Below are 24272 nucleotides of genomic sequence, written 5' to 3' on the forward strand. Positions count from 1 at the left end.
GCCGCTAATTTATTTGAAATGGGGCGGGCGAACAGCAAAAACAAGGGCGCCCGAACGGCGCCCCTTGAGAGTGATTACGCGTCGAACGGATCGCGCAGAATCATAGTCTCGGTACGGTCTGGACCGGTAGAGATGATATCCACCGGCACGCCGGTCAGCTCTTCAATACGCTGGATGTAGTTCAGGGCTGCCTGCGGCAGGCCGCTGCGCTCTTTCACGCCGAAGGTGGTTTCGGACCAGCCCGGCATGGTTTCGTAGATAGGCTCGATACCTTCCCAGTTATCGGCAGCCAGCGGAGTGGTGGTCACTTCGCGGCCATCCGGCATACGGTAGCCAACGCAGATTTTCACTTCTTTCAGGCCGTCGAGGACGTCCAGTTTAGTCAGGCAGAAGCCGGACAGGGAGTTAATCTGCACCGCGCGACGGACTGCGACCGCATCCAGCCAGCCGGTACGACGACGACGGCCGGTGGTGGCGCCGAATTCGTTACCCTGCTTGCAGAGGAACTCGCCAGTTTCATCAAACAGCTCGGTCGGGAACGGACCTGCACCGACGCGAGTCGAGTAAGCTTTAATGATACCGAGAACGTAATCCACATAACGCGGGCCCAGGCCGGAGCCGGTCGCCACGCCACCTGCGGTGGTGTTAGAGGACGTAACGTACGGGTAGGTACCGTGGTCGATATCCAGCAGCGTACCCTGCGCGCCTTCGAACATCACGAAGTCGCCGCGCTGACGCGCCTGATCCAGCAGGTCGGATACGTCCACCACCATGCTGGTCAGGATGTCGGCAATCGCCATCACATCGTCCAGCACTTTCTGGTAGTCAACCGCTTCTGCTTTGTAGAAGTTCACCAGCTGGAAGTTGTGATATTCCATCACTTCTTTCAGTTTATCGGCGAAAGTTGCTTTATCGAACAGATCGCCAACGCGCAGACCGCGACGAGCGACTTTATCTTCGTAAGCCGGGCCAATGCCGCGACCGGTAGTGCCGATCGCTTTCGCGCCACGCGCTTTTTCACGCGCCACGTCCAGCGCCACGTGATAGTCAAGGATAAGCGGGCAGGCTTCAGAGAGCAGCAGACGCTCGCGAACCGGGATACCACGGTCTTCCAGGCCCTTCATCTCTTTCATCAGCGCGGCCGGAGACAGCACGACGCCGTTACCGATGATGCTGGTGACGTTTTCACGCAGAATGCCTGATGGAATAAGATGGAGAACGGTTTTTTCACCGTTGATTACGAGAGTATGGCCGGCGTTGTGACCACCCTGGTAGCGCACAACATATTTAGCCCGTTCAGTCAGGAGATCGACGATCTTCCCTTTACCTTCGTCACCCCATTGGGTGCCCAGTACGACGACGTTGTTACCCATTTTTCAAAATCACCGTTTGCTTAAAAATGGATTCTACCATCGCTTTTTCAGAGTTACAGCACTTTTTGCATCCAAAATAAGGCAAATCCGACCACTTTTTGATCAGCCAATCGATTTCCTCAACATGTAGTAGATCACAATCCCGGCAACCACAAGTCCGCCGCCAAAACGACGCAATAAATTATCCGGTAGCTGGCTCAGGCTGGCGACCATCTTGCGCCAGGCGCGCGGATAAAGCAGCGGGCCAAGCCCTTCGAGTACTAAAACCAGCGCCAGCGCCAGCCAAATGGTGGAGTTCATCGTCAACCCTAATTGAAAAGTATCATTGCCGCCCTCGCGGGCGTCTCGGCCAGCATGGTGAATTCATTCCCTCATTTCACATTGTCCCGTATTTCAGCTTCATTATGAACCGGAAAGGTGAAACAAAATTCACAACTAATTGTATTGCTGGATATTTTTTAAATTGTAACTATGCCATCGCGTACTACAACCCGGTACGTCTACTTAATCAGGAAGATTATGATGAGAGAATTAACCGCATTTGAAATCGAAAATGTGAGCGGCGCAGGCTGGTTACAGGATGGTCTGGCGGCCTTAGGCAGCAAGGTCGGCGCAGCCGCATGGACGATGGGCACTGATGCCCTGAGCATTAACCTGCCACTGCTTGGCACCCTCAATCTGGCCGACCTGGCGCCGGACCTGGGCAAAACCTTAGGCGAAAGCATCGGCTCTTCTATCGGCGGCACCATCGAAAGTGCGCTGGCAGGCCTGCCGGTGATCGGCGGCCTGCTGAACAAGCTACTCGGCAACTAATTCCCGCCCTCGCAGCATGAAAAAAGGCGCCTGTTTCAGGCGCCTTTTCGCATTATTACTTCAGGTTTACACCTTCTCCGGCTTATTTACGCGCCGAATCCGGTGAACGCATATAGCGGAAGAAATCGCTGTCCGGACTCAGGACCATCACATCCTGATTGCTCTGGAAGCTCTTCTCATAGGCACGCAGGCTACGGATAAAGGAGTAGAAGCCTGGATCCTGGCTGAACGCGTCGGCAAACAGTTTCGCTGATTCCGCATCACCTTCACCACGCAGGATACGGCCCTGGCGCTCGGCTTCCGCCAGCGTCTTGGTGACTTCATAGTCCGCAGTCGCGCGCAGTTTTTCCGCCTCTTCCTGACCCTGTGAACGATGGCGACGAGCAACCGCTTCACGCTCCGCGCGCATACGGTTATAAATCGCTTCCGACACTTCTGCCGGCAGGTTGATCTGTTTGATACGTACGTCGACAACTTCGATACCCAGCGCCGCCATACTGTTCGGGTTGATCACCTGCACTTTACCGTTGGTTTCGGCTTCCACACGCTCTGCCGCTTTAGCAATCGCGTCGTCAGCAGCCGGGGTGCTAACCTCATCTTCCGTACCGGCCGAACCCGAGTTCAGCGCATCGCGCACTTCCAGGGTCAGGCGACCACGGGAGTCAGTGACGATATCTTTCACATCCAGACGACCAATTTCAGAACGCAGACGGTCAGAGAATTTACGCTTCAGCAGCACCTCGGCCTGGGAGACGTCGCCGCCGCCGGTTGCCAGGTAGTAACGGCTGAAGTCGCTGATGCGCCACTTGATATAGGAGTCGACGATCAGGTCTTTCTTCTCTTTAGTAACGAAACGGTCAGCCTGGTTGTCCATGGTCTGAATACGCGCATCCAGCATCTTCACCGATTCGATAAACGGGATCTTGAAGTGCAGGCCTGGCGCATACACCAGCGGCTTGTTTTCGTCGTCGCGCAGAACTTTACCGAAACGCAGCGTGATACCGCGCTCGCCTTCTTTTACGACAAAGACAGACATGTAGAGCACTACCAGCACGATGACAATGATCGCGATAACAGATTTACGCATCGTTATTCCCCCTGACGCTGGTAGTCGTTACGCTGCGCGTTAGCGCGGCGTTGGTCCATAATGCTACCCCCGGTTGAGCTCGAGGTTGATGAGGTGCTGGCGCTGCTTGAGCTGGATGCTGGCGGCAGGCGCAGCAGATCGCTGGCGTCACTGCTATCGCTCTTTGCTGCCGGCGCAGCGGCGCCTTTCAGCATCTGATCCAGCGGCAGAACCATCAGATTGCCGTTTTTGCTGTCATTGACCAGCACTTTACGGGTGTGGCTCAGCACTTTTTCCATGGTTTCGATATACAGACGCTCGCGGGTAATTTCCGGCGCGGCTTTGTATTCCGGCAGGATCTTCGCAAAGCGAGCCACTTCACCCTGGGCTTCCAGAACGGTCTGGGTCTTATAGGCGCGTGCCTCTTCGAGGATACGCTGCGCCTGACCATTCGCCCGCGGCTGGACTTCGTTGGTATACGCTTCCGCTTCACGAATGTACTGCTGCTCGTTCTCACGCGCGGCAATGGCATCGTCAAACGCGGCCTTCACCTCTTCCGGGGGACGCGCCGTCTGGAAGTTGACGTCCAGCAGAGTGATACCCATGTTGTACGGGCGAATCGTCTCTTCCAGCTCACGCTGGGTATCGCTACGGATCACGGTACGACCTTCGGTCAGAATGCGATCCATGGTATATTTGCCGATCACGCCGCGCAGCGCGCTGTCGGTGGCCTGACGCAGACTGTCGTCCGCGCTGGTCACGCTAAACAGATAGCGCTCCGGATCGGTGACGCGGTACTGCACGTTCATCTCAACGCGCACCACGTTTTCGTCAGAGGTCAGCATGACGCCGGAAGCCGCAAGTTCGCGCACCGACTCCACGTTCACCGCCTGAACGTTATCGATAAAGGTCGGTTTCCAGTTCAGGCCAGGCTCAACCAGATGGCTGAACTTACCAAAACGGGTGACCACGCCGCGCTCGGCCTCTTTAATGGTATAGAAACCGCTGGCCGCCCAGATAATCACTGCCGCCGCGGCAACGATGCCGACAATACGCCCGCCCATCGGTCCGCGAGGCCCCTGCGCGCTATTGCCGCCGCCCAGTCCGCCCTTGCCGCCGCCGAGCCCGCCAAGTTTTTTACTTAACTTGCGGAAGATATCATCCAGATCCGGCGGCCCCTGCTCGCGACCGCCTTTATTGCCATTTCCCTCAGAGTTGCCGCCAGGTTTGCTGCTCCCCCACGGGTCGCGGTCCTGTCCGTTATTACCGGGCTGATTCCACGCCATGTATATGCTCCATATTTGTTTTTGATATCCCCACAGGGGTCAATATCTTCAGGCAAGCTGCAAGGTTAAACCACATAGTCAACAAGCGTTGGCTCTTGCTTACAGAGGCGCCGCCAGTCAACGATCGGCATGCGCACCTGCAGACTCACGCTGCCGTCATCCTCCATCCACTCTTTTTCTATCGCCTGAAGCTGATAGAAACGGCTTCTCAGTCGCCCTTCTTTCGGCGGTAAGCGCAGCGTATGCTGGGCCACTTCACCGGAAAGACGCTCCGTTAATGCCTGAAAAAGCAGTGGTACGCCAACCCCGGTCTGGGCTGAAAGCCAGACCCGAATCGGTTTATTTTCATCGTCGCGATCGATGCGCGGTTCAAAATCGTCAAGCATGTCGATTTTGTTCATCACCAGCAGCGCCGGGATCTCATCGGCCTCAATTTCAGCGAGAACCGTATTTACCGCATCAATGTTTTCCTGCACGCGGACATCCGCCGCGTCAATCACATGCAGCAGCAGCGTCGCCTGACGCGTCTCCTGCAACGTCGCTTTAAACGCGGCTACCAGATCGTGCGGCAGGTGGCGAATAAAGCCGACGGTATCGGCCAGCACCGTTTCGCCGACGTCAGGGACGTCAATGCGGCGCAGCGTCGGGTCCAGGGTGGCGAACAGCTGGTTCGCGGCATAGACCTCGGCGGCAGTGATCTGATTAAAGAGCGTTGATTTTCCGGCGTTGGTATAGCCCACCAGCGACACGGTAGGAATATCGGCTTTCGCACGCGACCGCCGCCCCTGCTCGCGCTGTTTCTCGACTTTTTCCAGCCGCGACAGGATCTGCATAATACGGTTACGCAATAAACGGCGGTCGGTTTCGAGCTGGGTTTCACCCGGGCCACGCAAACCAATCCCGCCCTTCTGTCTTTCAAGGTGGGTCCAACCGCGGACAAGGCGAGTCGCCATATGGCGCAGCTGCGCCAGCTCGACCTGCAATTTCCCTTCATGGGTGCGCGCGCGCTGGGCGAAAATATCTAAAATAAGACCGGTGCGATCGATAACCCGGCATTCGCACAGGCGTTCCAGGTTACGTTCTTGCGCCGGACTCAGGGCATGATCGAAGAGCACGACCGAAGCGCCGGTCGCTTTAACGGCTTCCGCAATTTCGACTGCCTTACCTTCACCAACAAAATACTTCGGGTGCGGTGCTTTACGGCTACCGGTAATCACCTGCATTGCTTCGACACCGGCGGAAGAGGCCAGAGTTTCAAACTCCTGGAGATCTTCCATATCTTTGTCTTGCGAAAAATAGATGTGTACCAGTACCGCCTGCTCACCGGCGTCATAACGGTCAAACAAGCGTAAACCCCTTATAAAATACCAGCGGGGAACGCAGAAAACCTGGCTCCCCGGCGTGGAAAAACAGCACTGGCCTTATTCGGCGTCGTCGCTGTCTTGTTGCGGCGCAGAAGAACCCTGCGCGCTACCACCGTGGTGATAGTTACTGGAACCGCCGCCAGCATTGTTGCTGTGGTGAGACACCGGGCGAGACGGGACAACAGTAGAAATTGCGTGCTTATAGACCATCTGGCTGACCGTGTTCTTCAACAGGATCACGAACTGATCGAAAGACTCAATTTGCCCTTGCAGCTTGATACCATTCACCAAATAAATAGAAACCGGAACGCGTTCCCGACGCAAAGCGTTCAGGAACGGATCTTGTAAAGATTGCCCCTTAGCCATTCTCTCTTTTCCTTATATGTATGCTTGTTTTGTACTCAGAACCTTACGATTCTCAAAAAAAATTACGCACGATACCGTTTAATTGTACACGTTCAGTTCTGGCTCGCACCAACAACCTGTAATACTTTGTTGAGCGCTTGTTCAGGTTGTTCACTGTCTAACCAGTGCACACCTTCCCAACCGCGCAGCCAGGTGACCTGACGTTTGGCTAACTGTCTCGTGGCGCAAACACCTCGATAAACCATCTCATCATACGGGATCTCGCCATTGAGATATGACCACATCTGGCGGTATCCGACACAACGGATGGAAGGCATGTCCGTATGCAAATCTCCGCGGGCAAAAAGCGCCCGTACTTCTGCTTCAAAACCTGAAGCTAACATCTGATGAAAACGCTGTTCTATGCGTTGATGGAGCAGTTCACGGCTCGCCGGGGCGATGGCGAACTGATGCACCTGATATGGCAGAGCGTCTCCTGACGTTTGCGTCAGTTCCGTTAAAGTTTTACCCGAAATGAAAAAAACTTCCAGTGCCCGGGAAAGCCTTTGCGGATCATTTGGATGAATACGCGCAGCAGCCACGGGATCGATCTCCTGTAATTGCTGATGTAACGCATTCCACCCCTGCTCTGCGGCCTGCTGCTCAATCCGCGCTCTGACCTCTGGGTCAGCCGACGGTAAGGGCGACAATCCTTCCAGCAACGCTTTGAAATACAACATCGTTCCGCCGACTAACAGCGGAATTCGCCCGGCGGCGACAATATCCGCCATCGCCGCCAGCGCATCGCGGCGAAAATCCGCCGCGGAATAGGCCTCCGCAGGATCCAAAATATCCAGCAGCCGATGCGGCGCAGCGCTAAGCTCCGCAGCATCCGGTTTGGCGGTGCCAATATCCATTCCCCGATAAATGAGGGCGGAATCAACGCTAATCAACTCTACTGGCAAAACTTTACGTAAGGCTATCGCCAGCGCGGTTTTGCCGGAGGCCGTCGGGCCCATTAAAAAAATTGCCTTGGGCAGGCTCGCCTCGGTTACATCATTCATCTTTCAGGGCATTCATCGCCGAATGGAGATCTACAGGTTGTAACAGGCCACCCGGCGGCGTTCTCACCAGCTGCGGGCAAAGACGCTCAACGTCCGCCAGCAGCGCAATCGCCTGCGCCATATTCCATGACGTCTGTTCGCTCGTCAGATTACGCGCCATCCATTGGGCGATATTGCCGACGTCGAATGCGTTTTGCTGCGCCAGGTAGCCTATCAGTTCAGGAATCAAGATTTGTAAATTTTGTTGTCTTAAGGGTAAAGGGACCGCGCGCACCGTCACGTGCAGGGCATCGGTATGCACATCGATCCCTAGCTGCGCCAGCGCCGGCTGAGCGGCGGCCAGCGCCTGCTTTTCCCCTTCCGTAACTTTTAACCGCAGCGGGATCAGCAGCGGCTGAGCACATACTGCCTCCGCTCCCGGGGTCAACTGCGCCTGGCGCAGCCAGCGCTCGGCAACGGTCAACGACAGCAGCGCCAGACCGCCCTCGCGCTCCAGCAGCGCGCAGTCGCCGCCAACAATCGTCAGCACTCTGCCAAAGCTCTGACTGTGACCAGCCAACTCTGCCGCCGCCGGAGGCTGCAACGCTGGCTTTGGCGCCGTTGGCGTGTCGAGCAGTTGACGATAAAGCGCTCCCTGCTGCTTCTGGTAACCCGGCTGCGCATGCGGCCAGCTCGCGCCGCCCGGTTTGCCGCTGGAGGCCGCAGGCTCACGCGATGGCGTGATGCTGAAGCGGGGCGCAGGTTCCCGCGCTTCCGCTGGCCGCGCAAACTGGTTGCCTCCCGCGGCGATGCGGTTCTCCGGCATCGGGCGCGGCGCCGGCGGGTCGTCTTTTTCCGCCAGCGGCGCGTCAAGCTGCTGCTGCAGTACGCTCAGTACGCCCTGGTAGATAAAGTCGTGCACCAGGCGCGACTGATGGAAACGCACCTCATGCTTGGCCGGGTGGACGTTTACATCCACCTGATGGGGATCGATCTCCAGATACAGCACAAACGCCGGTTGCTGATCGGCCCCTAGCTTGTCTTCACAGGCCTGGCGGATAGCATGGTTGATCAGCCGATCGCGCATCATCCGCCCGTTAACGTAGCAATACTGAATTTCCGCCAGCGCCGGGGTGGTATGCAGCGGATCGGCGACCCAGCCGCGCAGGGTCAGATCGCCATGCTGCCACTCGATCGCCAGCGCATGTTCGAGAAAAGCGGCGCCGCAAATTGTCCCCAGCCGGCGCTCGCGCTGGCCATCCTGAGCGACGGCCCGATACTGGCGCATCACCTTGCCGTTATGGCTGAGGTTGATAGTGACGTCGAAGCGCGCCAGCGCAATGCGGCGCACCACCTCGTCAATGTGGCCGAACTCGGTCTTTTCGGTGCGCATAAATTTGCGCCGCGCCGGGGTGTTATAGAACAGATCGAGGACTTCCAGAGTGGTACCGACCGGGTGCGCCGCCGGCTTCACCGTCACCGCCTGATCGCGGCCTTCAGCATACGCCTGCCAGGCTTCCTGCTGCTCCGCCGTGCGCGAAGTCAGCGTTAAGCGCGCTACCGAACTGATACTGGCCAGCGCTTCGCCGCGAAAGCCGAGGCTGATAATGGCCTCCAGATCGTCAAGCGAGGCGATCTTGCTGGTCGCATGACGAGCCAGGGCCAGCGCCAGCTCGTCTTTTTTGATGCCGCTGCCGTTATCGCGGATGCGAATAAGCTTCGCGCCGCCGCGTTCGATATCAATGTCAATCCGCGTGGCGCCCGCATCAAGACTGTTCTCAACCAGCTCTTTCACCACCGACGCAGGCCGCTCCACCACCTCGCCGGCGGCAATCTGGTTGGCGAGCTGCGGCGGCAGAACCTGAATCGGCATCCCCTGCTCCTTAGTTAATCAACATCCCGCCCGGCGCCGCGGCGCTGGCGGTCTGCGCCGCCTCGCCGCGAGGCGCCGACTGCAGCGGATGCTGCATAAAGTAGTTGCGTAAGCCGTTATAAATCGCCTCCGCAATCTGCTCCTGGTAATCATCGCTACCCAGCAGCCGCTCTTCGCCGTTGTTACTGATAAAGCCCGTTTCCACGAGGATCGACGGGATGTCCGGCGAGCGCAGCACGCCAAGGCTGGCATGCTCCGGGCGGCGTTTGTGCAGGTTGCCAATACGCTGCAGCTGGCTCAGCACGTTGGTCGCCACATCGTAGCCGACGCGCTGGGAATGACCAAACTGCAGATCCAGCACCGCCTGGCTCAGGTAGGGGTCGGCCTGGCTGTTTGCCAGCACATCGCCCGCACCGCCGAGCAGTTCAGACTGCTTCTCATGCTGCTCGAGCCAACCGGCCATTTCGCTGTTGGCGCGACGGTTCGAGAGCACCCACACCGAGGCGCCGGTGGCATCGCGGTTTGGCGCGGCGTCAGCATGGATAGAGACGAGGAAATTGGCGTTTTGCTTACGCGCCACGTCAGAGCGGCCCATCACCGAAATAAAGTAATCCCCATCGCGGGTCAGCACCGGCTTAAACTGCGGATCGGCGTTCAGTAACGCCCGCAGCTTGCGCGCGATAGCGATAGTGACGTTCTTCTCTTTGGTGCCGTTCGGACCAATTGCGCCAGGATCCTGGCCGCCGTGCCCGGCATCAATGGCGATAATGACTTTATCATCCGCCGACACCGTGCGGGCCGCCGGGCGAGTCACGGTCTGATTGTTGGTCATCGCCGGCTGAGAGGAGGTCATCACCGTCTGCCGTTCATGACCTGACGAGCTGAACGGGTTACGCCCTGACGTCGTCGTCCGGGAAGGCATCACCGGCGGTGGGTCGGCCCGTTTCACCACCACGGGCGGCGGAGGCGGCGGCGGCGGCGCGTCGGCGTTGATGGTAAAGACCACCGTGTAATTCGCCCCGTTCTGTTGCTTCACCGCCCGGGTTTTGCCATCTTCCGTCAGATCCACCAGCAGACGCAGCGTCTGCGTATCCTGCGGCGTGCCGGCGCGAATACTCTTCACCAGGTTGCTGCCGCTAAACTGCAGCGGTAGTCCCTGCAATACGCCGGTCTGCTTGATATCCAGCGCCACCAGACGTTTACCCTGTGGGGTAAAGGAGTACTCCGGCTCACCGACAAAGCTTAGGGTAATACGGGCCTGCTGGTCTCCGTTAGAGACCTGGATATCGGATAAACTCGCCGCAGTGGCGTGAAGACTCGACAGCATCAGCGCAGCGGCAAGCCAGGTGGTTATGCGATATTTCATCCCGTCATCCTTCAGGCTAAAAGGCTATACGCGCCAGTAAAGATTCACCCCGTGAGGAGATCGCGGTAATACGCGCCTCACGCCCTTGTGCCTGGTAATCAAGGTGAATTTCAACATCCGGGTCAGGCAGGACACCTGCGCCTTGCTGCGGCCATTCCACCAGGCAGATGGCATCGTCGGCAAAATAATCACGGATCCCCATAAATTCGAGTTCCTCAGGATCCGCCAGACGGTAAAGATCGAAGTGATACACCATCAGGTTCTCGAGGGTATAGGGCTCCACCAGGGTATAAGTTGGGCTTTTGACATTGCCGCGGTGACCGAGCGCCTGCAAAAAGCCGCGGCTGAAGGTCGTTTTCCCCGCGCCTAAATCACCATACAGATAAATCACGGTGGCGCCGGTACAGGCCTGCGCGATGCGGTCACCAAGGGCCAGCGTGGCCTGCTCATCGGGTAAAGGAATCACTCGGTTAATCATGGTCTACGTCAATCACATCCGGGTTAACAACACGCCTGAGCGTGGAAAAGAGATCGGTCGCCAGCATGCCGCGGGTGCCCTCGCGGGCGGCCAGTCGGTCGGCGGCATCACCATGAGCGACGCACCCGGCACAGGCAGCATCATACGGCGTCAGGTGCTGTCCTAACAACGCGGCGATGATGCCTGTGAGCACATCGCCCATCCCGCCGCTGGCCATCCCGGCATTGCCGGCATCGATAATGCCCATCGCCCCGCTTTCACTGGCCACCACCGTGCCCGCGCCTTTCAGCACAACCACGCCGCCATACCGTTTTACCAGACGCTGCGCAGAAAGTAAGCGATCGCTTTCAATTTCTGCCACGCTGACGTTCAGCATACGGGCCGCTTCGCCGGGGTGCGGCGTTAGCACGCGATTGTGACGTTTATCGGGATTGAATGCCAGCAGGTTCAGCGCGTCGGCGTCCCAGACCATCGGTTTGTTAAAACTTTCCACCGTGCGCAGGGCGCTGCGTCCCCATTCGCGCTGCCCCAGGCCAGGGCCAATCGCCACCACATCAGCCCACTCCAGCGCGGCTTTCAGAGTCTGCGGCGTCAGTTCATCTACCATTAATTCCGGCCGCACGGTGACAATGGGCGCCACGTTCTCCGGGTGAGTAAGTACTCGCACCAGTCCCGCGCCGCTGCGTAGGGCCGCTTCACCGCACATACGGATAGCGCCTGCCGTGCCGCGATCGCCGCCGACAATCACCAGTTTACCGTGATCGCCTTTATGGGAGGTGGCCCGCCGCGGCGGCAGCCAGTCGGCGAGGTGGGCGGCGCAAAACCGCGTCAGAGGAGTGCTTTGTCCGGCGAGCCAGCGTTCGAGCCCCAGCGCATGATGGTGGAGTTGCCCGACGACATCCCGCGCCTTGCCGGTCAGCAGCCCCGGCTTGAGGGCGATAAAGGTCAGCGTATGGTCGGCCTGTACCACTGCACCTGGCGTCGCGCCCGTCTGCGCATTCAGGCCGGAAGGGATATCCAGCGCCACCACCGGCGCCGGGTGGTGGTTCGCCTGGTGGATGAGCGCCGCAACGGGATCGCGCGGCGCGCTGTGCAGACCGGTGCCGAGCAGGCCATCAATAATCAGTGAGATATCGTCGGGCCATGGGATAGTCGCCGCATGGATCACGCCGCCGGCGTTAAGCCACGCCTCCCGCGCCGCCTGCGCCTCTTCCGGCAGCGGGCTGTCACTCTCCACCGCCAGCAGCGTCACTCGCCGCCCCGCGGCCTGTGCCAGACGCGCAACGACATATCCGTCGCCGCCGTTGTTGCCATGTCCGCAGAGGATCAGCCAGTGCGCGCTGGCAGGATAAGCGCCGCTGGCCAGCTGGAACGCCGCCTCGCCCGCGCGCTGCATGAGTTCGAACAGCGTCAGCCCCAGGCTGTCCGCCGCCTCTCGTTCGGCCAGGCGCAGCGCCTCCGCAGGCCAAATGTTGTATGGTATACTGTCAGGGTTTTTCGTCAATGTATGGTCCATCATGTCACAGCCCCTCGATCTCGTTCAGTTAGCGCAACAAATCAAACAATGGGGCACAGAGCTTGGGTTCCAGCAGGTGGGGATCGCCGATACCGACCTCAGCGCCAGTGAACCCAAACTGCAGGCATGGCTGGATAAACAATACCACGGCGAAATGGAATGGATGGCCCGTCACGGTATGATGCGCGCCCGTCCCCACGAACTGCTACCCGGTACGTTACGCGTCATCAGCGTGCGGATGAACTATCTGCCCGCTAACGCCGCCTTTGCCCGCACCCTGAAAGATCCCACGCTGGGTTACGTCAGCCGTTATGCCCTCGGGCGTGATTATCATAAGCTGCTACGTAATCGCCTGAAAAAGCTGGGGGAGAAGATTCAGGAACAGTGTGCTTCGCTCAATTTTAGACCTTTTGTCGATTCCGCGCCTATCCTGGAACGGCCAATCGCAGAAAAAGCGGGCCTAGGCTGGACAGGTAAGCACTCACTTATCTTAAGCCGCGACGCCGGATCGTTCTTTTTCCTCGGCGAACTGCTGATTGATCTGCCCCTGCCGGTCGACAGCCCGGTCGCGGAGGAGTGTGGGCGCTGCGTCGCCTGCATGACCATCTGTCCCACCGGGGCCATCGTTGAGCCCTATACCGTCGACGCCCGGCGCTGCATCTCCTATCTCACCATTGAACTGGAAGGTGCAATCCCCGAGGAGTTCCGTCCACTAATCGGCAACCGTATTTACGGTTGTGATGATTGTCAGCTGATCTGCCCGTGGAACCGTTTCTCACAGCTCACCGATGAAGAGGATTTCAGCCCACGCAAAGCGCTGCATGCCCCGCCGCTGGTGGAGCTGTTCGCCTGGAGCGAAGCGTGGTTTCTGAAGGTGACCGAAGGGTCGGCGATTCGTCGCATTGGCCACCTGCGCTGGCTGCGCAATATCGCCGTCGCGTTGGGCAATGCGCCCTGGGATGAAGCCCATCTTCGCGCCCTGGAGAGCCGCCGGGGCGAGCACCCGCTTCTCGATGAACACATTGAGTGGGCGATTGCCCAGCAACTGAAAAAGCGGAACGCCGACGCCGTTGAAGTACAGCTGCCGAAAAAATTACGTCTGGTCAGAGTGGTAGAGAAAGGCTTGCCGCGCGACGCCTGATTCATTCACAGGCTGTGAATAAAATCTAAAACACATTGCGTTTCAAGGCGCAGACCAAGGTCAAGTGATCGGATTAACATTTTGAAATGAAATTTATTTGTTAAATTTCAATCACATACAAAGATACTATTTACAAAGCGAAGCATTTGCGCCGCCAGTGACGGAACGACAACCTGTGGATAACTCTGTTCACAGTATTTCTGCGGACCAAACGAAAATCATCCCCGGCGCTGGATTGCACTGTGGATAAATAAGAGATGGAAGAAAATTTGGAGCGGGAAACGAGACTCGAACTCGCGACCCCGACCTTGGCAAGGTCGTGCTCTACCAACTGAGCTATTCCCGCTTAATCATCGTCATTCAAGCTACCGTCTAGCAACCTGAAAACTGCGACTGGTGTGGTGTGTCTTTCAAATTTTGGAGCGGGAAACGAGACTCGAACTCGCGACCCCGACCTTGGCAAGGTCGTGCTCTACCAACTGAGCTATTCCCGCTTAATCTTCGGCTTTCGCCCCGCATCTGCGAGATGAAATCCTTTGATCAGGATGGTGCTTTCAAATTTTGGAGCGGGAAACGAGACTCGAACTCGCGACCCCGACCTTGGCAAGGTCGTGCTCTACCAACTGAGCTATTCCCGCGTTACTGCATTTTTTGCCATATTTCGATGGCGTCGTAATTTGCATTTCTGCGTCGTTACGGGAGGCGCATTATACGAGAATTCGATGCCCCTGCAACCCCCTGACGATCACTTTTTTGCGTTTTTTGTTTAAATGGACATTTTCTCGCCATCTACGCCGCTGAATTGTATAAATAAGCGTCATAACGGGCAAAATCGCTTTTTCCGCCCGGCTGAATGACGCAAAATCGCTCGCATCATACAGAGGTGGCGCGACGTATAACGAGGCCACCCCGACGCCAAACAGGGAATTAGCATGAGAAAAGTCCTCACCGTCCTGCTGCTGAGCACGCTGGCCATCGGAACCGCGTCAGCCGAGACGCTCCATTTTGGCACCACCACGGCCAATCCACCGTTTGTCACCGCCAACGGCAAAAATCAGCCCGTTGGCTTCGATATCGATCTCGCGCACGCCCTGTGCCAGCAGATGCAGGCGCAGTGCCAGTTCACGGCGCAGCGTTTCGATACCCTGATCCCGGCTTTACGCTTTAAGAAATTTGACGCGGTGATTGCCGGCATGGAAGTGATCCCGATGCGTGAGAAGCAGGTCGCCTTCAGCCGACCCTATCGCCAGGCGCTCTCCGGGGTAGTGATCGTCAACAAAGATGTCGCCCATACCTTTGCCGATCTGAAGGCTAAAAAAGTCGGCGTGGTGAAAGGCACGCTGCATCAGCGCTACCTGCGTGATAAACAGAAAGCCGTACAGGCTGTCCCTTACGACGATGTCGCCAGCGCCCTGGCCGCGCTGAAAGCCGGGCAAATAACCGGCGTCATGGGCGACTTCGCCACCCTCGACGCCTGGCAGCAGGAGAACCCTGACTACGCCATCATGGATGAACGGGCCACCGACCCGGCTTATTACGGTAAGCAGTATGCGATTGCGGTGCGCAAAGACGATCCGGAGCTGCTGAACGCCATCAACGATGCCCTGGCCGCGGTCATGGCGACACCTGACTTCCAGCAGATGCAGCAGAAGTGGTTTAAATAACGCAGAAAAGTGTACCGGGCCGCGCACAGGGCCCGGTCGCGGTTTACAGCTTAATGAAGTGTTCGCGGTAGTAAGCCAGCTCGGCGACCGACTCGCGGATATCGTCCATCGCCTGATGAGTGCCCTGCTTTTTAAAGCCGTCGAGAATTTCCGGCTTCCAGCGGCGCGCCAGCTCTTTCAGCGTGCTAACGTCCAGATAGCGATAGTGGAAATAGGCTTCCAGTTGCGGCATGTACTTAAACAGGAAGCGACGATCCTGGCCGATACTGTTGCCGCAGATCGGCGACTTGCCCGCCGGCACCCACTGCTTAAGAAACTCAATGGTCGCCAGTTCGGCATCGTGCTCGCTGACGGTGCTGGCCTTTACGCGATCCACCAGACCGCTGCCGGTATGAGTCCGCACATTCCACTCGTCCATTAATGCCAGCTGAGCGTCCGACTGATGCACCGCGATGGTCGGGCCCTCAGCCAGAATGTTCAGGTTGGCATCGGTCACCAGGGTGGCGATTTCGATAATGCGATCGCGCTCCGGATCCAGCCCTGTCATCTCAAGATCGATCCAAATGAGGTTGTTTTCATTTGCACTCATGCTATTTTCCACCCTTCTCGCGTGACTATATTCATCTAAAATAGCGTGTATCATAGAGGTTTTGCCCCATCAGGGCGACCAGGAGCCAGTTCGATTGAGTAAAAATAAACTCTCCAAAGGCCAGCAGCGCCGCGTCAAAGCCAACCACCAGCGCCGTCTGAAAACCACTGCGGAGAAGGCCGACTACGATGACAACCTGTTTGGCGAAACGTCGGAAGGCATTGTCATCAGTCGCTTTGGTATGCATGCCGACGTCGAATCCGCTGACGGCAGCGTGCATCGCTGCAATATCCGCCGGACGATCCGCTCGCTGGTCACCGGCGACCGCGTGGTCTGGCGGCCGGGTAAAGACGCCGCCGACGGCGTAAGCGTCAAAGGGATCGTCGAGGCGGTGCACGATCGCGCCTCCGTCCTGACGCGTCCGGATTTTTACGACGGCGTGAAGCCTATCGCCGCCAATATCGACCAGATCGTGGTGGTTTCCGCGATCCTGCCTGAGCTGTCGCTGAATATTATCGATCGCTATCTGGTGGCCTGCGAAGCGCAGGATATCGAGCCGCTCATTGTGCTGAATAAAATCGATCTGCTGGATGATGATGGTCTGCGCTTCGTCAATGAGCAAATGGATATCTACCGCAACATCGGTTACCGCGTGCTGCTGGTTTCCAGTCGGACTCAGGACGGCCTTAAGCCGCTGGAAGCGGCCCTGACCGACCGCATCAGTATCTTCGCCGGGCAGTCCGGGGTCGGTAAATCGAGCCTGCTGAACGCCCTGCTCGGGTTGAGCGAGGATCAGATCCTCACCAATGATGTCTCGGACGTTTCCGGCTTAGGTCAACACACCACCACCGCTGCACGCCTCTACCACTTCCCGCACGGCGGCGATGTGATTGATTCACCGGGGGTACGTGAGTTCGGCCTGTGGCATCTGGAAGCGGAACAAATCACCAACGGCTTTGTCGAATTCCATGATTATTTAGGCCGTTGCAAATATCGCGACTGTAAACACGATACCGATCCTGGCTGTGCGCTTCGCGAAGCGGTAGAGAACGGCAAGATCGCCGAAAGCCGTTTTGAGAACTACCACCGCATCCTGGAAAGCATGGCGCAGGTACAGGTAAAAACGCGTAAAAACTTTTCCTCGTCCGATGACTGATCATTAAGCTGAGCATCACGTCAGGCGCTGCCGGGCAGCGATGATGACGCAGCTTACGCGGATGCCATTTGGCGAGTTTTACGTATAGAATCGTCCCCTTTTTTCAGGTCCCCGCCCGCAGGCGGGGTCAGGAACGACATATCATGGCCTGGAGGCTACTTTGTTAAACGATCTTAAACTTTCACTGCAATACATTCTGCCTAAACTGTGGCTCACCCGCCTCGCAGGCTGGGGTGCGAGCAAACGCGCAGGTTGGCTGACGAAGCTGGTCATCGATCTGTTCGTGAAATACTACAAGGTCGATATGAAAGAGGCGCAGAAGCCGGATACCGCGGCTTATCGCACCTTCAACGATTTCTTCGTGCGCCCGCTGCGCGACGACGTTCGCCCGCTGAATACCGATCCAAACGTGCTGGTGATGCCGGCCGATGGCGTGATCAGCCAGCTTGGCGCCATTGAGAACGATAAAATCCTGCAGGCTAAAGGTCATGACTACAGTCTGGAAGCCCTGCTGGCCGGCAACTATCAGATGGCCGACCTGTTCCGTAACGGCAGCTTCGCCACCACCTACCTGTCGCCGCGCGACTATCACCGCGTACACATGCCGTGCAACGGCATCTTGCGCGAAATGATCTACGTTCCTGGCGACCTGTTCTCTGTTAACCACTTGACGGCGCAGAACGTCCCGAACCTGTTCGCCCGTAACGAGCGCGTCATCTGCCTGTTTGATACTGAGTTTGGCCCGATGGCGCAAATTCTGGTGGGCGCAACTATCGTCGGCAGCATCGAGACCGTGTGGTCCGGCACCGTGACCCCGCCGCGCGAAGGCATTATTAAACGCTGGACCTGGCCCGCTGGCGACAACGAAGGCTCCATCGCCTTGCTGAAAGGCCAGGAGATGGGCCGCTTCAAACTGGGTTCCACCGTGATCAACCTGTTTGCCCCGGGCCAGGTGAAGCTGGTCGACACGCTGCAAAGCCTGTCCGTGACCAAGATCGGCCAACCGCTGGCGACAGCAGTGGAAGCGACCGCCGCCGCTGAACCCGCGCCGTTACCGGAAGAAGAGATCCGCGCCGAACACCGCGCCAGCCCGCTGGTTGACGATAAACAAGACCAAGGTTAATTCTTCAGCAAAAGGGTTATGCCGTGCGCCTGATATACACTTTCCTGTTGGCCTTGAGCCTCAGTTTCGGGGCGTACGCTGCGACAGCCCCGGATGCTAAACAGATAACCCAGGAACTGGAACAGGCGAAGGCGGCAAAGCCCGCCCAGCCTGAAACCGTTGAAGTTCTGCAGTCCGCGCTGAACGCGCTTGAGGAGCGAAAATCATCCCTCGAGCGCGCCCGTCAGTATCAGGACGTTATCGACAATTTCCCCAAACTGTTTCAAAGCCTGCGTGCCCAGCTCAATAATCTGAGCGAAGAGCCGCGCCAGGTGCCAACCGGCCTGACCGCCGATGCGCTGAACCAGGAGATCCTGCAGGTCAGCAGCCAACTGCTGGAATCGAGCCGCCAGGCGCAGCAGGAGCAGGATCGCGCGCGTGAAATCGCCGACTCCCTGAACCAGCTGCCGCAGCAGCAAACCGATGCCCGTCGTCAGCTCAATGAGGTTGAGCGCCGCATCGGCACGCAAACCGGCAACAATGCTCTCGCCCAGGCGCAAAATCTTGCCCTGCAGGCGGAATCGGCGCGTCTGAAGGCGCTGGTGGATGAACTCGACCTCGCCCAGCTCTCCGCCAACAACCGCCAGGAGCTGTCGCGCGCCCGTTCCGAGCTGGCGCAAAAGCAGAGCGAGCAGCTGGATGCCTATCTGCAGGCGCTGCGCAATCTGCAAAACAGCCAGCGCCAGCGGGAGGCGGAAAAGGCGCTGGAGAGTACCGAACTGCTGGCGGAGAACAGTGAAAACCTGCCGCCGGACATCACCGCCCAGTTTAAGGTCAACCGTGAGCTCTCCCAGGCGCTGAACCAGCAGGCGCAGCGCATGGATCTGGTGGCGTCCCAGCAGCGGCAGGCGACGAATCAAACGCTGCAGGTGCGCCAGGCGTTAAACACTCTGCGCGAGCAGTCGCAGTGGCTGGGCTCCTCCAATCTGCTGGGCGAAGCCCTGCGCGCCCAGGTGGCGCGGCTGCCGGAGCGCCCTCGCCCGCAGCAGCTGGATACGGAAATGGCGCAGCTGCGCGTGCAGCGTCTGCGCTTTGAAGATTTGCTGAGTAAGCAGCCGCAGCTGCGGCAGATCCGCCAGGCCGACGGCGAACCGCTGACCAGCGAGCAGAACAAGATCCTGCAGGCGCAGCTGCGCACGCAGAACGAGCTGCTGAACTCGCTGCTGCGCGGCGGCGACACCCTGATGCTGGAGCTCACCAAGCTGAAGGTCGCCAACGGCCAGCTGGAAGACGCGCTGAAAGAGATCAACGAAGCCACCCACCGCTATCTGTTCTGGACTTCGGACGTCAGCCCCATCGGCTTCTCCTGGCCGCTGGAGATCGTCCAGGATCTGCGGCGCCTGATCTCCCTGGATACCATCAGCGAACTGGGTAAAGCCAGCGCGATGATGCTCACCAGCAAAGAGACCCTGCTACCGCTGTTTGCCGCCCTGCTGCTGGTTGGCTTTAGCATCAGCTCGCGGCGCCATTTCACCCGCTTCCTTGAGCGCTCCAGCGCCCGGGTGGGGAAAGTCACCCAGGATCACTTCTGGCTGACGCTGCGCACGGTCTTCTGGTCGATACTGGTGGCCTCGCCGCTGCCGGTGCTGTGGATGACGCTCGGCTATGGTCTGCAGTCCGCCTGGCCGTTCCCATTGGCGGTGGCGATTGGCGATGGAGTCACCGCGACGGTGCCTCTGCTGTGGGTGGTGATGATCTGCGCCACCTTCGCCCGGCCAAACGGGCTGTTTATCGCCCACTTCGGCTGGCCGCGTAGCCGCGTGGCGAAGGCGATGCGCTACTACCTGATGAGCATCGGGCTGATTGTGCCGCTGATTATGGCGCTGATCATGTTCGATAATCTTAACGACCGCGAATTCTCCGCTTCGCTGGGCCGCCTGTGCTTCCTGCTGATCTGCGGCGCGCTGGCGGTGGTCACCCTGAGCCTTAAGCACGCCGGTATTCCGCTCTATCTGGATAAAGAGGGGAATGGCGACAATATGGTGAACCGCCTGCTGTGGAACCTGATGCTTGGCGCCCCGCTGGTGGCCATGCTGGCGGCCGCCGTCGGCTACCTCGCCACCGCCCAGGCGCTGCTTGCGCGTCTGGAAACCTCGGTCGCCATCTGGTTCCTGCTGCTGGTGGTCTATCACATCATCCGCCGCTGGATGCTGATCCAGCGCCGCCGGCTGGCCTTCGACCGGGCCCGCCATCGTCGCGCGGAAATTCTCGCTCAGCGCGCCCGCGGCGAAGATGAGCCCGTTCACGTCAGCAGCCCGGAAGGGTCGGTGGAGACGGAGGTCAGCGAGGTCGACCTCGATGCCATCAGTACCCAGTCGCTGCGGCTTGTGCGCTCCCTGCTGATGCTGATCGCGCTGCTATCGGTCATCGTGCTGTGGTCGGAGATTCACTCGGCGTTTGGCTTCCTTGAGAATATCTCGCTGTGGGACGTGACCTCGACGGTACAAGGGGTGGAAAGCCTTGAGCCTATTACGCTTGGCGCGGTGTTGATTGCGATTCTGGTGCTGATCATCACCACTCAGCTGGTACGCAACCTGCCCGCGCTGCTGGAACTGGCGATCCTCCAGCATCTCGATTTAACGCCCGGCACCGGCTACGCCATCACCACCATCACTAAGTATCTGCTGATGCTGGTCGGCGGGCTGGTGGGCTTCTCGATGATCGGTATCGAGTGGTCGAAGCTGCAGTGGCTGGTCGCCGCGCTGGGTGTGGGTCTCGGGTTTGGCCTGCAGGAGATCTTCGCCAACTTTATCTCCGGCCTGATTATCCTGTTTGAGAAGCCGATCCGCATCGGCGATACGGTCACCATTCGCGACCTGACGGGCAGCGTCACCCGCATTAATACCCGTGCGACCACCATCAGCGACTGGGACCGGAAAGAGATTATCGTGCCGAACAAGGCGTTCATTACCGAACAGTTTATCAACTGGTCGCTGTCGGACTCGGTTACCCGCGTGGTGCTGACGGTGCCGGCGCCTGTGGACGCCGATACTGAAGAGGTGACGAAAATTCTCATCGCCGCGGCGCATCGCTGCTCGCTGGTCATCGATACCCCGGCGCCGGAGGCGTTTCTCGTCGACCTGCAGCAGGGGATCCAGATTTTCGAGCTACGTATTTTTGCCGCGGAGATGGGGCACCGCATGCCGCTGCGCCATGAGATGCATCAGCTGATCCTGGCGGGCTTCCGCGAGCATGGCATTGATATGCCGTTCCCTCCGTTCCAGATGCGTCTGGAAAGTATTGACGGCAGGCAAAGCAGTAAAACCATGACCTCGGCCGGAAAAACCAGCCGCCGTACGGCTGGTAGCCTGTAAACCATCCCCTGCCCGGCGGCACCGCCGGGCAGGCTCTTTAACTCTCCATCACCAGCGCGCCGGACGCCATGCGCCGACGGTAGCTTTCGTAGATCCCCAGCGCCAGCAGTGAGAAGAAGATCGGCCCACCGACCATCCACAGAGTGCTGTTCCAGTCCCCGCTGTCGATGACGGGTTGGATAATGGTGAAGATATTGGCGAAGGTCACCACCAGCAGCACCACGCCGGTCGCCAGCAGCGTCGACGGACGGTTTTTGAAGATCACGAACGGCCGGTCAAGATGGGTTTTCGCCTTGAAGAACGGGAAGGCGATGGTCAGGAACAGATAAGGCAAGGTCATAGAGACATTGGCCATCAGCGTCAGCTTGTTATAAAACGCGGAAGCGCTATCCCCACCGAACGATACCAGTACGATAAACACCCCGACCAGCAGACACTGCAGCCACATCGCCGCGGCGGGCATTCCGTTGACGTTGAGACGGGTCATCACCGACGGCCAGAGCGCTTTTGGCGTGCCCTGGATAATCGCTTTCAGGGGAGAATAGCTGAGGGTGAAGAACGCGCCGGTGTAAGCGAGAAACATCGACAGGCCGGTAATACGGGCGAACCAGACCCCGGTCAGGGCTGACGCCGCAGGGGTCAGGTGCAGGGCCTGGCCCAGCGTCGCCCCGAGGCTGGTCATCAGCACATAGGTGATGTTGCCGAGGTTGGTCGAACGCGCGCCAAGCACCTGCTGCCAGTTGGCGCTCACGCCCCACAGCACAATCGCCAGCGAGTAACCGATCGAGATAACAATCGCCGCGATGATAATACCTTTGGCAAAGTTCTTTTCCGGCTTATCGGTCTTATCCACTAAGCCGCCAACCGCCTCAATTCCGCCATAGGCAAAGATGGCAAATACCACAAACGACAGCATCGCCATGCCCGACTGATACCCGGGATTAGGCGAAAGGGTGAAGTTTAACGGCTGGGCGAAATGACCGCCGTTAAGCAGAAGGATCGCCCCGCTCACCAGCAGCAGCACCAGGTTAAGCCCCATCACCGCGATACCGCCGACGGCGGTAATTTTAGCGATTTTATTGATCCCTTTGACGGCAATAAAGGTCACCACGACCATCCAGCAGGCCGCCAGAATACCGACCGTCTGCGTCGGCGTCAGGCTACCCAGCGCCCAGGTCTGGGTTTTGTCCGCGCCAAACAAAAAAGTAGATAGCGGGACCCAGATCTTAGCGGCGGTACTCACCATCCACACTACGTACGAGGCAAACCACATAAAGGTACCAATGAAGGCAAAGCGCGGCCCGACGCTGTGGTTCATCCAGGAATAGATCCCGCCCTCTTCGCGACGATAAGCTGAGCCCATCTCCGCCATCATCAGCGCGAACGGGATAAAGAAAAAGAGGGCGGAAAAAAGGTAAAACGGCATCGCGCTATAGCCCATCAGATAAAACGCCGATGGGCTGTTGGCAAAGCCAAACACCGAGGTGAAGATCATCAGAATCAGCCCGATCAGGCTCATCTTCTTGAGTTGTTGATGCATAAATCTATCCAAACGTGGGCATCGCCCGACGAGCGACGCCTGGCCTCATAAAAAGAGCGCGGATAGTAGCAAAATCACGGATGGAAATTGTGGGTATTCGGGCTAAAGCCGGGGCGAGGGTGTCAGGTCCAGAGTCGTCTTTCACCTCCCCCACCCGGCGGCGGAGGGAGGTGAAAAAGCGATCAGGCGCGGTCTACCGTAAAGGCAATCACTTCGCCGATGCTTTCAGCGCCCAGCGCCAGCATGACCACGCGGTCAACGCCCAGCGCCACGCCGGAGCAGTCCGGCAAACCCGCCTCCAGCGCCGCCAGCAGGTTGTTATCGATGGGCTGCTGCGGAAGGCCGCGCGCGGCGCGTTTGCGGTTATCCTGCTCAAACCGCAGGCGCTGTTCATGGGCGTCGGTCAGCTCGTGGAAACCGTTCGCCAGCTCAATACCTTTGTAATAGACCTCAAAGCGCTCAGCGACCCGATGATCTTCCGGGCTGATCTGCGCTAAAGAGGCCTGAGTCGCCGGGAAATGATAAATGAACGTTGGTCGATCTTTGCCGATGTGCGGCTCCACGCCCATGGTGAACAGCAGCTGCAGCAGGGTATCGCGATCTTCTTCAGTATCGGCGATATTGCTCAGATCCAGCTTCGCTGCGACTTCACGCAGCTGAGCTTTATCGGCAGAGAGCGGGTCAATTTCCAGATGGCGCTGAAACGCCTGCTGATAGGAGAGACTTTCCGCCGGTTGGCACTCCAGCACCTGCTGCAGCAGATCGTCCACCTCATTGATCAGGCGATACATGTCATAGCATGGACGATACCACTCCAGCATGGTGAATTCCGGATTGTGATGACGCCCCATCTCTTCATTACGGAAGCTGCGGCACAGCTGGAAGACCGGGCCGCAACCTGCCGCCAGCAGGCGCTTCATGTGGTATTCCGGACTGGTCATCAGGTACAGGTTAAGCCCCTGAGAATGGCCCGGGCCGACGAAACGGGTTTCGAACGGGAACAAATGAATATCCGTTACCGTCGCCTGACTCATGCAAGGCGTCTCCACCTCCAGCACGCCGCGATCGGTAAAGAAACGGCGGATTTCCGCCATCACCGCCGCGCGCTTCAACAGATTGGGAATGGGTGCGCTCGGCTGCCAGGTTGCCGTCTCGCTCATGGTACTTTCTCCGATTGCAAATT

At 58.3% G+C, this 24272-nt stretch carries 20 protein-coding genes and 3 tRNA genes; 6 read left to right on the plus strand and 17 right to left on the minus strand.

The genetic code is table 11. The features are described 5' to 3' along the window. Positions 1–74: 74 nt before the first annotated feature. Positions 75–1373, minus strand: a complete 1299-nt coding sequence (locus IB144_RS23835) for an adenylosuccinate synthase (protein ID WP_002885665.1) — start codon at positions 1371–1373, stop codon at positions 75–77. A gap of 102 nt (positions 1374–1475) precedes the next feature. Next, entirely contained in the window at positions 1476–1673 is a 198-nt protein-coding gene (locus IB144_RS23840; RefSeq protein WP_002885664.1) for a DUF2065 domain-containing protein, read from the minus strand. A gap of 222 nt (positions 1674–1895) precedes the next feature. Here IB144_RS23840 and IB144_RS23845 point away from each other — a divergent pair, with 222 nt between their 5' ends. Next, positions 1896–2186: a hypothetical protein gene (locus IB144_RS23845; RefSeq protein ID WP_032420825.1), complete on the plus strand. Its 291-nt coding sequence runs from the start codon at positions 1896–1898 to the stop codon at positions 2184–2186. Between the two features lie 82 nt (positions 2187–2268). Here IB144_RS23845 and hflC read toward each other — a convergent pair whose 3' ends face one another. The 9 genes from hflC to nnr form a co-directional block, all read right to left on the minus strand. Beyond that, the gene (hflC, locus tag IB144_RS23850; protein ID WP_002885662.1) at positions 2269–3273 is read right to left on the minus strand and encodes a protease modulator HflC; all 1005 of its coding nucleotides are present in this window, start codon (positions 3271–3273) and stop codon (positions 2269–2271) included. Between the two features lie 2 nt (positions 3274–3275). Next, the gene (gene hflK, locus IB144_RS23855; RefSeq protein WP_004146726.1) at positions 3276–4538 is read right to left on the minus strand and encodes an FtsH protease activity modulator HflK; all 1263 of its coding nucleotides are present in this window, start codon (positions 4536–4538) and stop codon (positions 3276–3278) included. A 65-nt stretch (positions 4539–4603) separates the two neighbouring features. Continuing rightward, positions 4604–5884 carry a ribosome rescue GTPase HflX gene (gene hflX, locus IB144_RS23860; RefSeq protein ID WP_004146725.1) on the minus strand — a complete coding sequence of 427 codons (1281 nt, stop codon included), beginning with the start codon at positions 5882–5884 and terminating at the stop codon, positions 4604–4606. Positions 5885–5959: 75 nt separating this feature from the next. Next, on the minus strand, positions 5960–6268 hold the full coding sequence (gene hfq, locus IB144_RS23865; RefSeq protein ID WP_002885659.1) for an RNA chaperone Hfq: 309 nt from the start codon (positions 6266–6268) through the stop codon (positions 5960–5962). 92 nt (positions 6269–6360) lie between these two features. Further along, positions 6361–7311 carry a tRNA (adenosine(37)-N6)-dimethylallyltransferase MiaA gene (miaA, locus tag IB144_RS23870; RefSeq protein ID WP_002885652.1) on the minus strand — a complete coding sequence of 317 codons (951 nt, stop codon included), beginning with the start codon at positions 7309–7311 and terminating at the stop codon, positions 6361–6363. Then, positions 7304–9163, minus strand: a complete 1860-nt coding sequence (gene mutL / locus IB144_RS23875) for a DNA mismatch repair endonuclease MutL (RefSeq protein ID WP_032420824.1) — start codon at positions 9161–9163, stop codon at positions 7304–7306. Before mutL ends, miaA begins: the two co-directional genes overlap by 8 nt. 10 nt (positions 9164–9173) lie before the next feature. Continuing rightward, entirely contained in the window at positions 9174–10529 is a 1356-nt protein-coding gene (gene amiB / locus IB144_RS23880; RefSeq protein WP_004152021.1) for an N-acetylmuramoyl-L-alanine amidase AmiB, read from the minus strand. A gap of 16 nt (positions 10530–10545) precedes the next feature. After that, positions 10546–11007: a tRNA (adenosine(37)-N6)-threonylcarbamoyltransferase complex ATPase subunit type 1 TsaE gene (tsaE, locus tag IB144_RS23885; protein ID WP_004210688.1), complete on the minus strand. Its 462-nt coding sequence runs from the start codon at positions 11005–11007 to the stop codon at positions 10546–10548. Next, positions 11000–12511 carry a bifunctional ADP-dependent NAD(P)H-hydrate dehydratase/NAD(P)H-hydrate epimerase gene (gene nnr / locus IB144_RS23890; protein WP_072143359.1) on the minus strand — a complete coding sequence of 504 codons (1512 nt, stop codon included), beginning with the start codon at positions 12509–12511 and terminating at the stop codon, positions 11000–11002. Before nnr ends, tsaE begins: the two co-directional genes overlap by 8 nt. A gap of 13 nt (positions 12512–12524) precedes the next feature. On the opposite strand from nnr, the gene queG reads away from it, so the two are divergent. Beyond that, positions 12525–13664: a tRNA epoxyqueuosine(34) reductase QueG gene (queG, locus tag IB144_RS23895; protein WP_004178333.1), complete on the plus strand. Its 1140-nt coding sequence runs from the start codon at positions 12525–12527 to the stop codon at positions 13662–13664. Positions 13665–13934: 270 nt separating this feature from the next. Here queG and IB144_RS23900 read toward each other — a convergent pair. From IB144_RS23900 to IB144_RS23910, 3 genes are all read right to left on the minus strand, one after another. Further along, positions 13935–14010, minus strand: a tRNA-Gly gene (locus IB144_RS23900). A 72-nt stretch (positions 14011–14082) separates the two neighbouring features. Next, a tRNA-Gly gene (locus tag IB144_RS23905) sits at positions 14083–14158 on the minus strand. Between the two features lie 68 nt (positions 14159–14226). Continuing rightward, a tRNA-Gly gene (locus tag IB144_RS23910) sits at positions 14227–14302 on the minus strand. A 294-nt stretch (positions 14303–14596) separates the two neighbouring features. On the opposite strand from IB144_RS23910, the gene IB144_RS23915 reads away from it, so the two are divergent. Beyond that, complete coding sequence (locus IB144_RS23915; RefSeq protein WP_004177719.1) at positions 14597–15328, plus strand: transporter substrate-binding domain-containing protein; 732 nt, start codon at positions 14597–14599, stop codon at positions 15326–15328. Positions 15329–15371: 43 nt separating this feature from the next. Here IB144_RS23915 and orn read toward each other — a convergent pair whose 3' ends face one another. Beyond that, complete coding sequence (orn, locus tag IB144_RS23920) at positions 15372–15917, minus strand: oligoribonuclease (RefSeq protein WP_002885538.1); 546 nt, start codon at positions 15915–15917, stop codon at positions 15372–15374. Between the two features lie 94 nt (positions 15918–16011). Between orn and rsgA the strand changes: the two genes are divergently transcribed. The 3 genes from rsgA to mscM all read left to right on the plus strand — a co-directional run bounded on the left by rsgA (position 16012) and on the right by mscM (position 21549). Further along, positions 16012–17073, plus strand: coding sequence for a small ribosomal subunit biogenesis GTPase RsgA (rsgA, locus tag IB144_RS23925; protein WP_002885537.1), 1062 nt, complete (start codon positions 16012–16014; stop codon positions 17071–17073). Between the two features lie 160 nt (positions 17074–17233). After that, the gene (gene asd / locus IB144_RS23930; RefSeq protein ID WP_002885536.1) at positions 17234–18196 is read left to right on the plus strand and encodes an archaetidylserine decarboxylase; all 963 of its coding nucleotides are present in this window, start codon (positions 17234–17236) and stop codon (positions 18194–18196) included. A 23-nt stretch (positions 18197–18219) separates the two neighbouring features. Further along, a complete protein-coding gene (gene mscM / locus IB144_RS23935; protein ID WP_004146716.1) occupies positions 18220–21549 on the plus strand; it encodes a miniconductance mechanosensitive channel MscM in 3330 nt (1109 codons plus the stop codon). Positions 21550–21586: 37 nt separating this feature from the next. Here mscM and yjeM read toward each other — a convergent pair whose 3' ends face one another. Together yjeM and epmA are read right to left on the minus strand one after the other, a co-directional pair. After that, positions 21587–23089, minus strand: a complete 1503-nt coding sequence (gene yjeM / locus IB144_RS23940) for a glutamate/gamma-aminobutyrate family transporter YjeM (RefSeq protein WP_004178330.1) — start codon at positions 23087–23089, stop codon at positions 21587–21589. 182 nt (positions 23090–23271) lie between these two features. Continuing rightward, positions 23272–24249: an elongation factor P--(R)-beta-lysine ligase gene (gene epmA / locus IB144_RS23945; protein ID WP_004146714.1), complete on the minus strand. Its 978-nt coding sequence runs from the start codon at positions 24247–24249 to the stop codon at positions 23272–23274. Between the last annotated feature and the right edge of the window lie 23 nt (positions 24250–24272).

Source organism: Klebsiella sp. K4 (genome assembly GCF_014596785.2).
Taxonomy (GTDB): domain Bacteria; phylum Pseudomonadota; class Gammaproteobacteria; order Enterobacterales; family Enterobacteriaceae; genus Klebsiella; species Klebsiella pneumoniae.

What these genes read in the sequence shown, in the direction of transcription:
- IB144_RS23845 (WP_032420825.1), top strand. Translation starts at nt 1,896, where the DNA reads ATGAGAGAATTAACCGCATTTGAAATCGAAAATGTGAGCGGCGCAGGC.
- miaA (WP_002885652.1), bottom strand. Translation starts at nt 7,311, where the DNA reads ATGAATGATGTAACCGAGGCGAGCCTGCCCAAGGCAATTTTTTTAATG.
- hflC (WP_002885662.1), bottom strand. Translation starts at nt 3,273, where the DNA reads ATGCGTAAATCTGTTATCGCGATCATTGTCATCGTGCTGGTAGTGCTC.
- queG (WP_004178333.1), top strand. Translation starts at nt 12,525, where the DNA reads ATGTCACAGCCCCTCGATCTCGTTCAGTTAGCGCAACAAATCAAACAA.
- IB144_RS23840 (WP_002885664.1), bottom strand. Translation starts at nt 1,673, where the DNA reads ATGAACTCCACCATTTGGCTGGCGCTGGCGCTGGTTTTAGTACTCGAA.
- IB144_RS23915 (WP_004177719.1), top strand. Translation starts at nt 14,597, where the DNA reads ATGAGAAAAGTCCTCACCGTCCTGCTGCTGAGCACGCTGGCCATCGGA.
- amiB (WP_004152021.1), bottom strand. Translation starts at nt 10,529, where the DNA reads ATGAAATATCGCATAACCACCTGGCTTGCCGCTGCGCTGATGCTGTCG.
- mutL (WP_032420824.1), bottom strand. Translation starts at nt 9,163, where the DNA reads ATGCCGATTCAGGTTCTGCCGCCGCAGCTCGCCAACCAGATTGCCGCC.
- hflK (WP_004146726.1), bottom strand. Translation starts at nt 4,538, where the DNA reads ATGGCGTGGAATCAGCCCGGTAATAACGGACAGGACCGCGACCCGTGG.
- yjeM (WP_004178330.1), bottom strand. Translation starts at nt 23,089, where the DNA reads ATGCATCAACAACTCAAGAAGATGAGCCTGATCGGGCTGATTCTGATG.
- hfq (WP_002885659.1), bottom strand. Translation starts at nt 6,268, where the DNA reads ATGGCTAAGGGGCAATCTTTACAAGATCCGTTCCTGAACGCTTTGCGT.
- orn (WP_002885538.1), bottom strand. Translation starts at nt 15,917, where the DNA reads ATGAGTGCAAATGAAAACAACCTCATTTGGATCGATCTTGAGATGACA.
- IB144_RS23835 (WP_002885665.1), bottom strand. Translation starts at nt 1,373, where the DNA reads ATGGGTAACAACGTCGTCGTACTGGGCACCCAATGGGGTGACGAAGGT.
- tsaE (WP_004210688.1), bottom strand. Translation starts at nt 11,007, where the DNA reads ATGATTAACCGAGTGATTCCTTTACCCGATGAGCAGGCCACGCTGGCC.
- epmA (WP_004146714.1), bottom strand. Translation starts at nt 24,249, where the DNA reads ATGAGCGAGACGGCAACCTGGCAGCCGAGCGCACCCATTCCCAATCTG.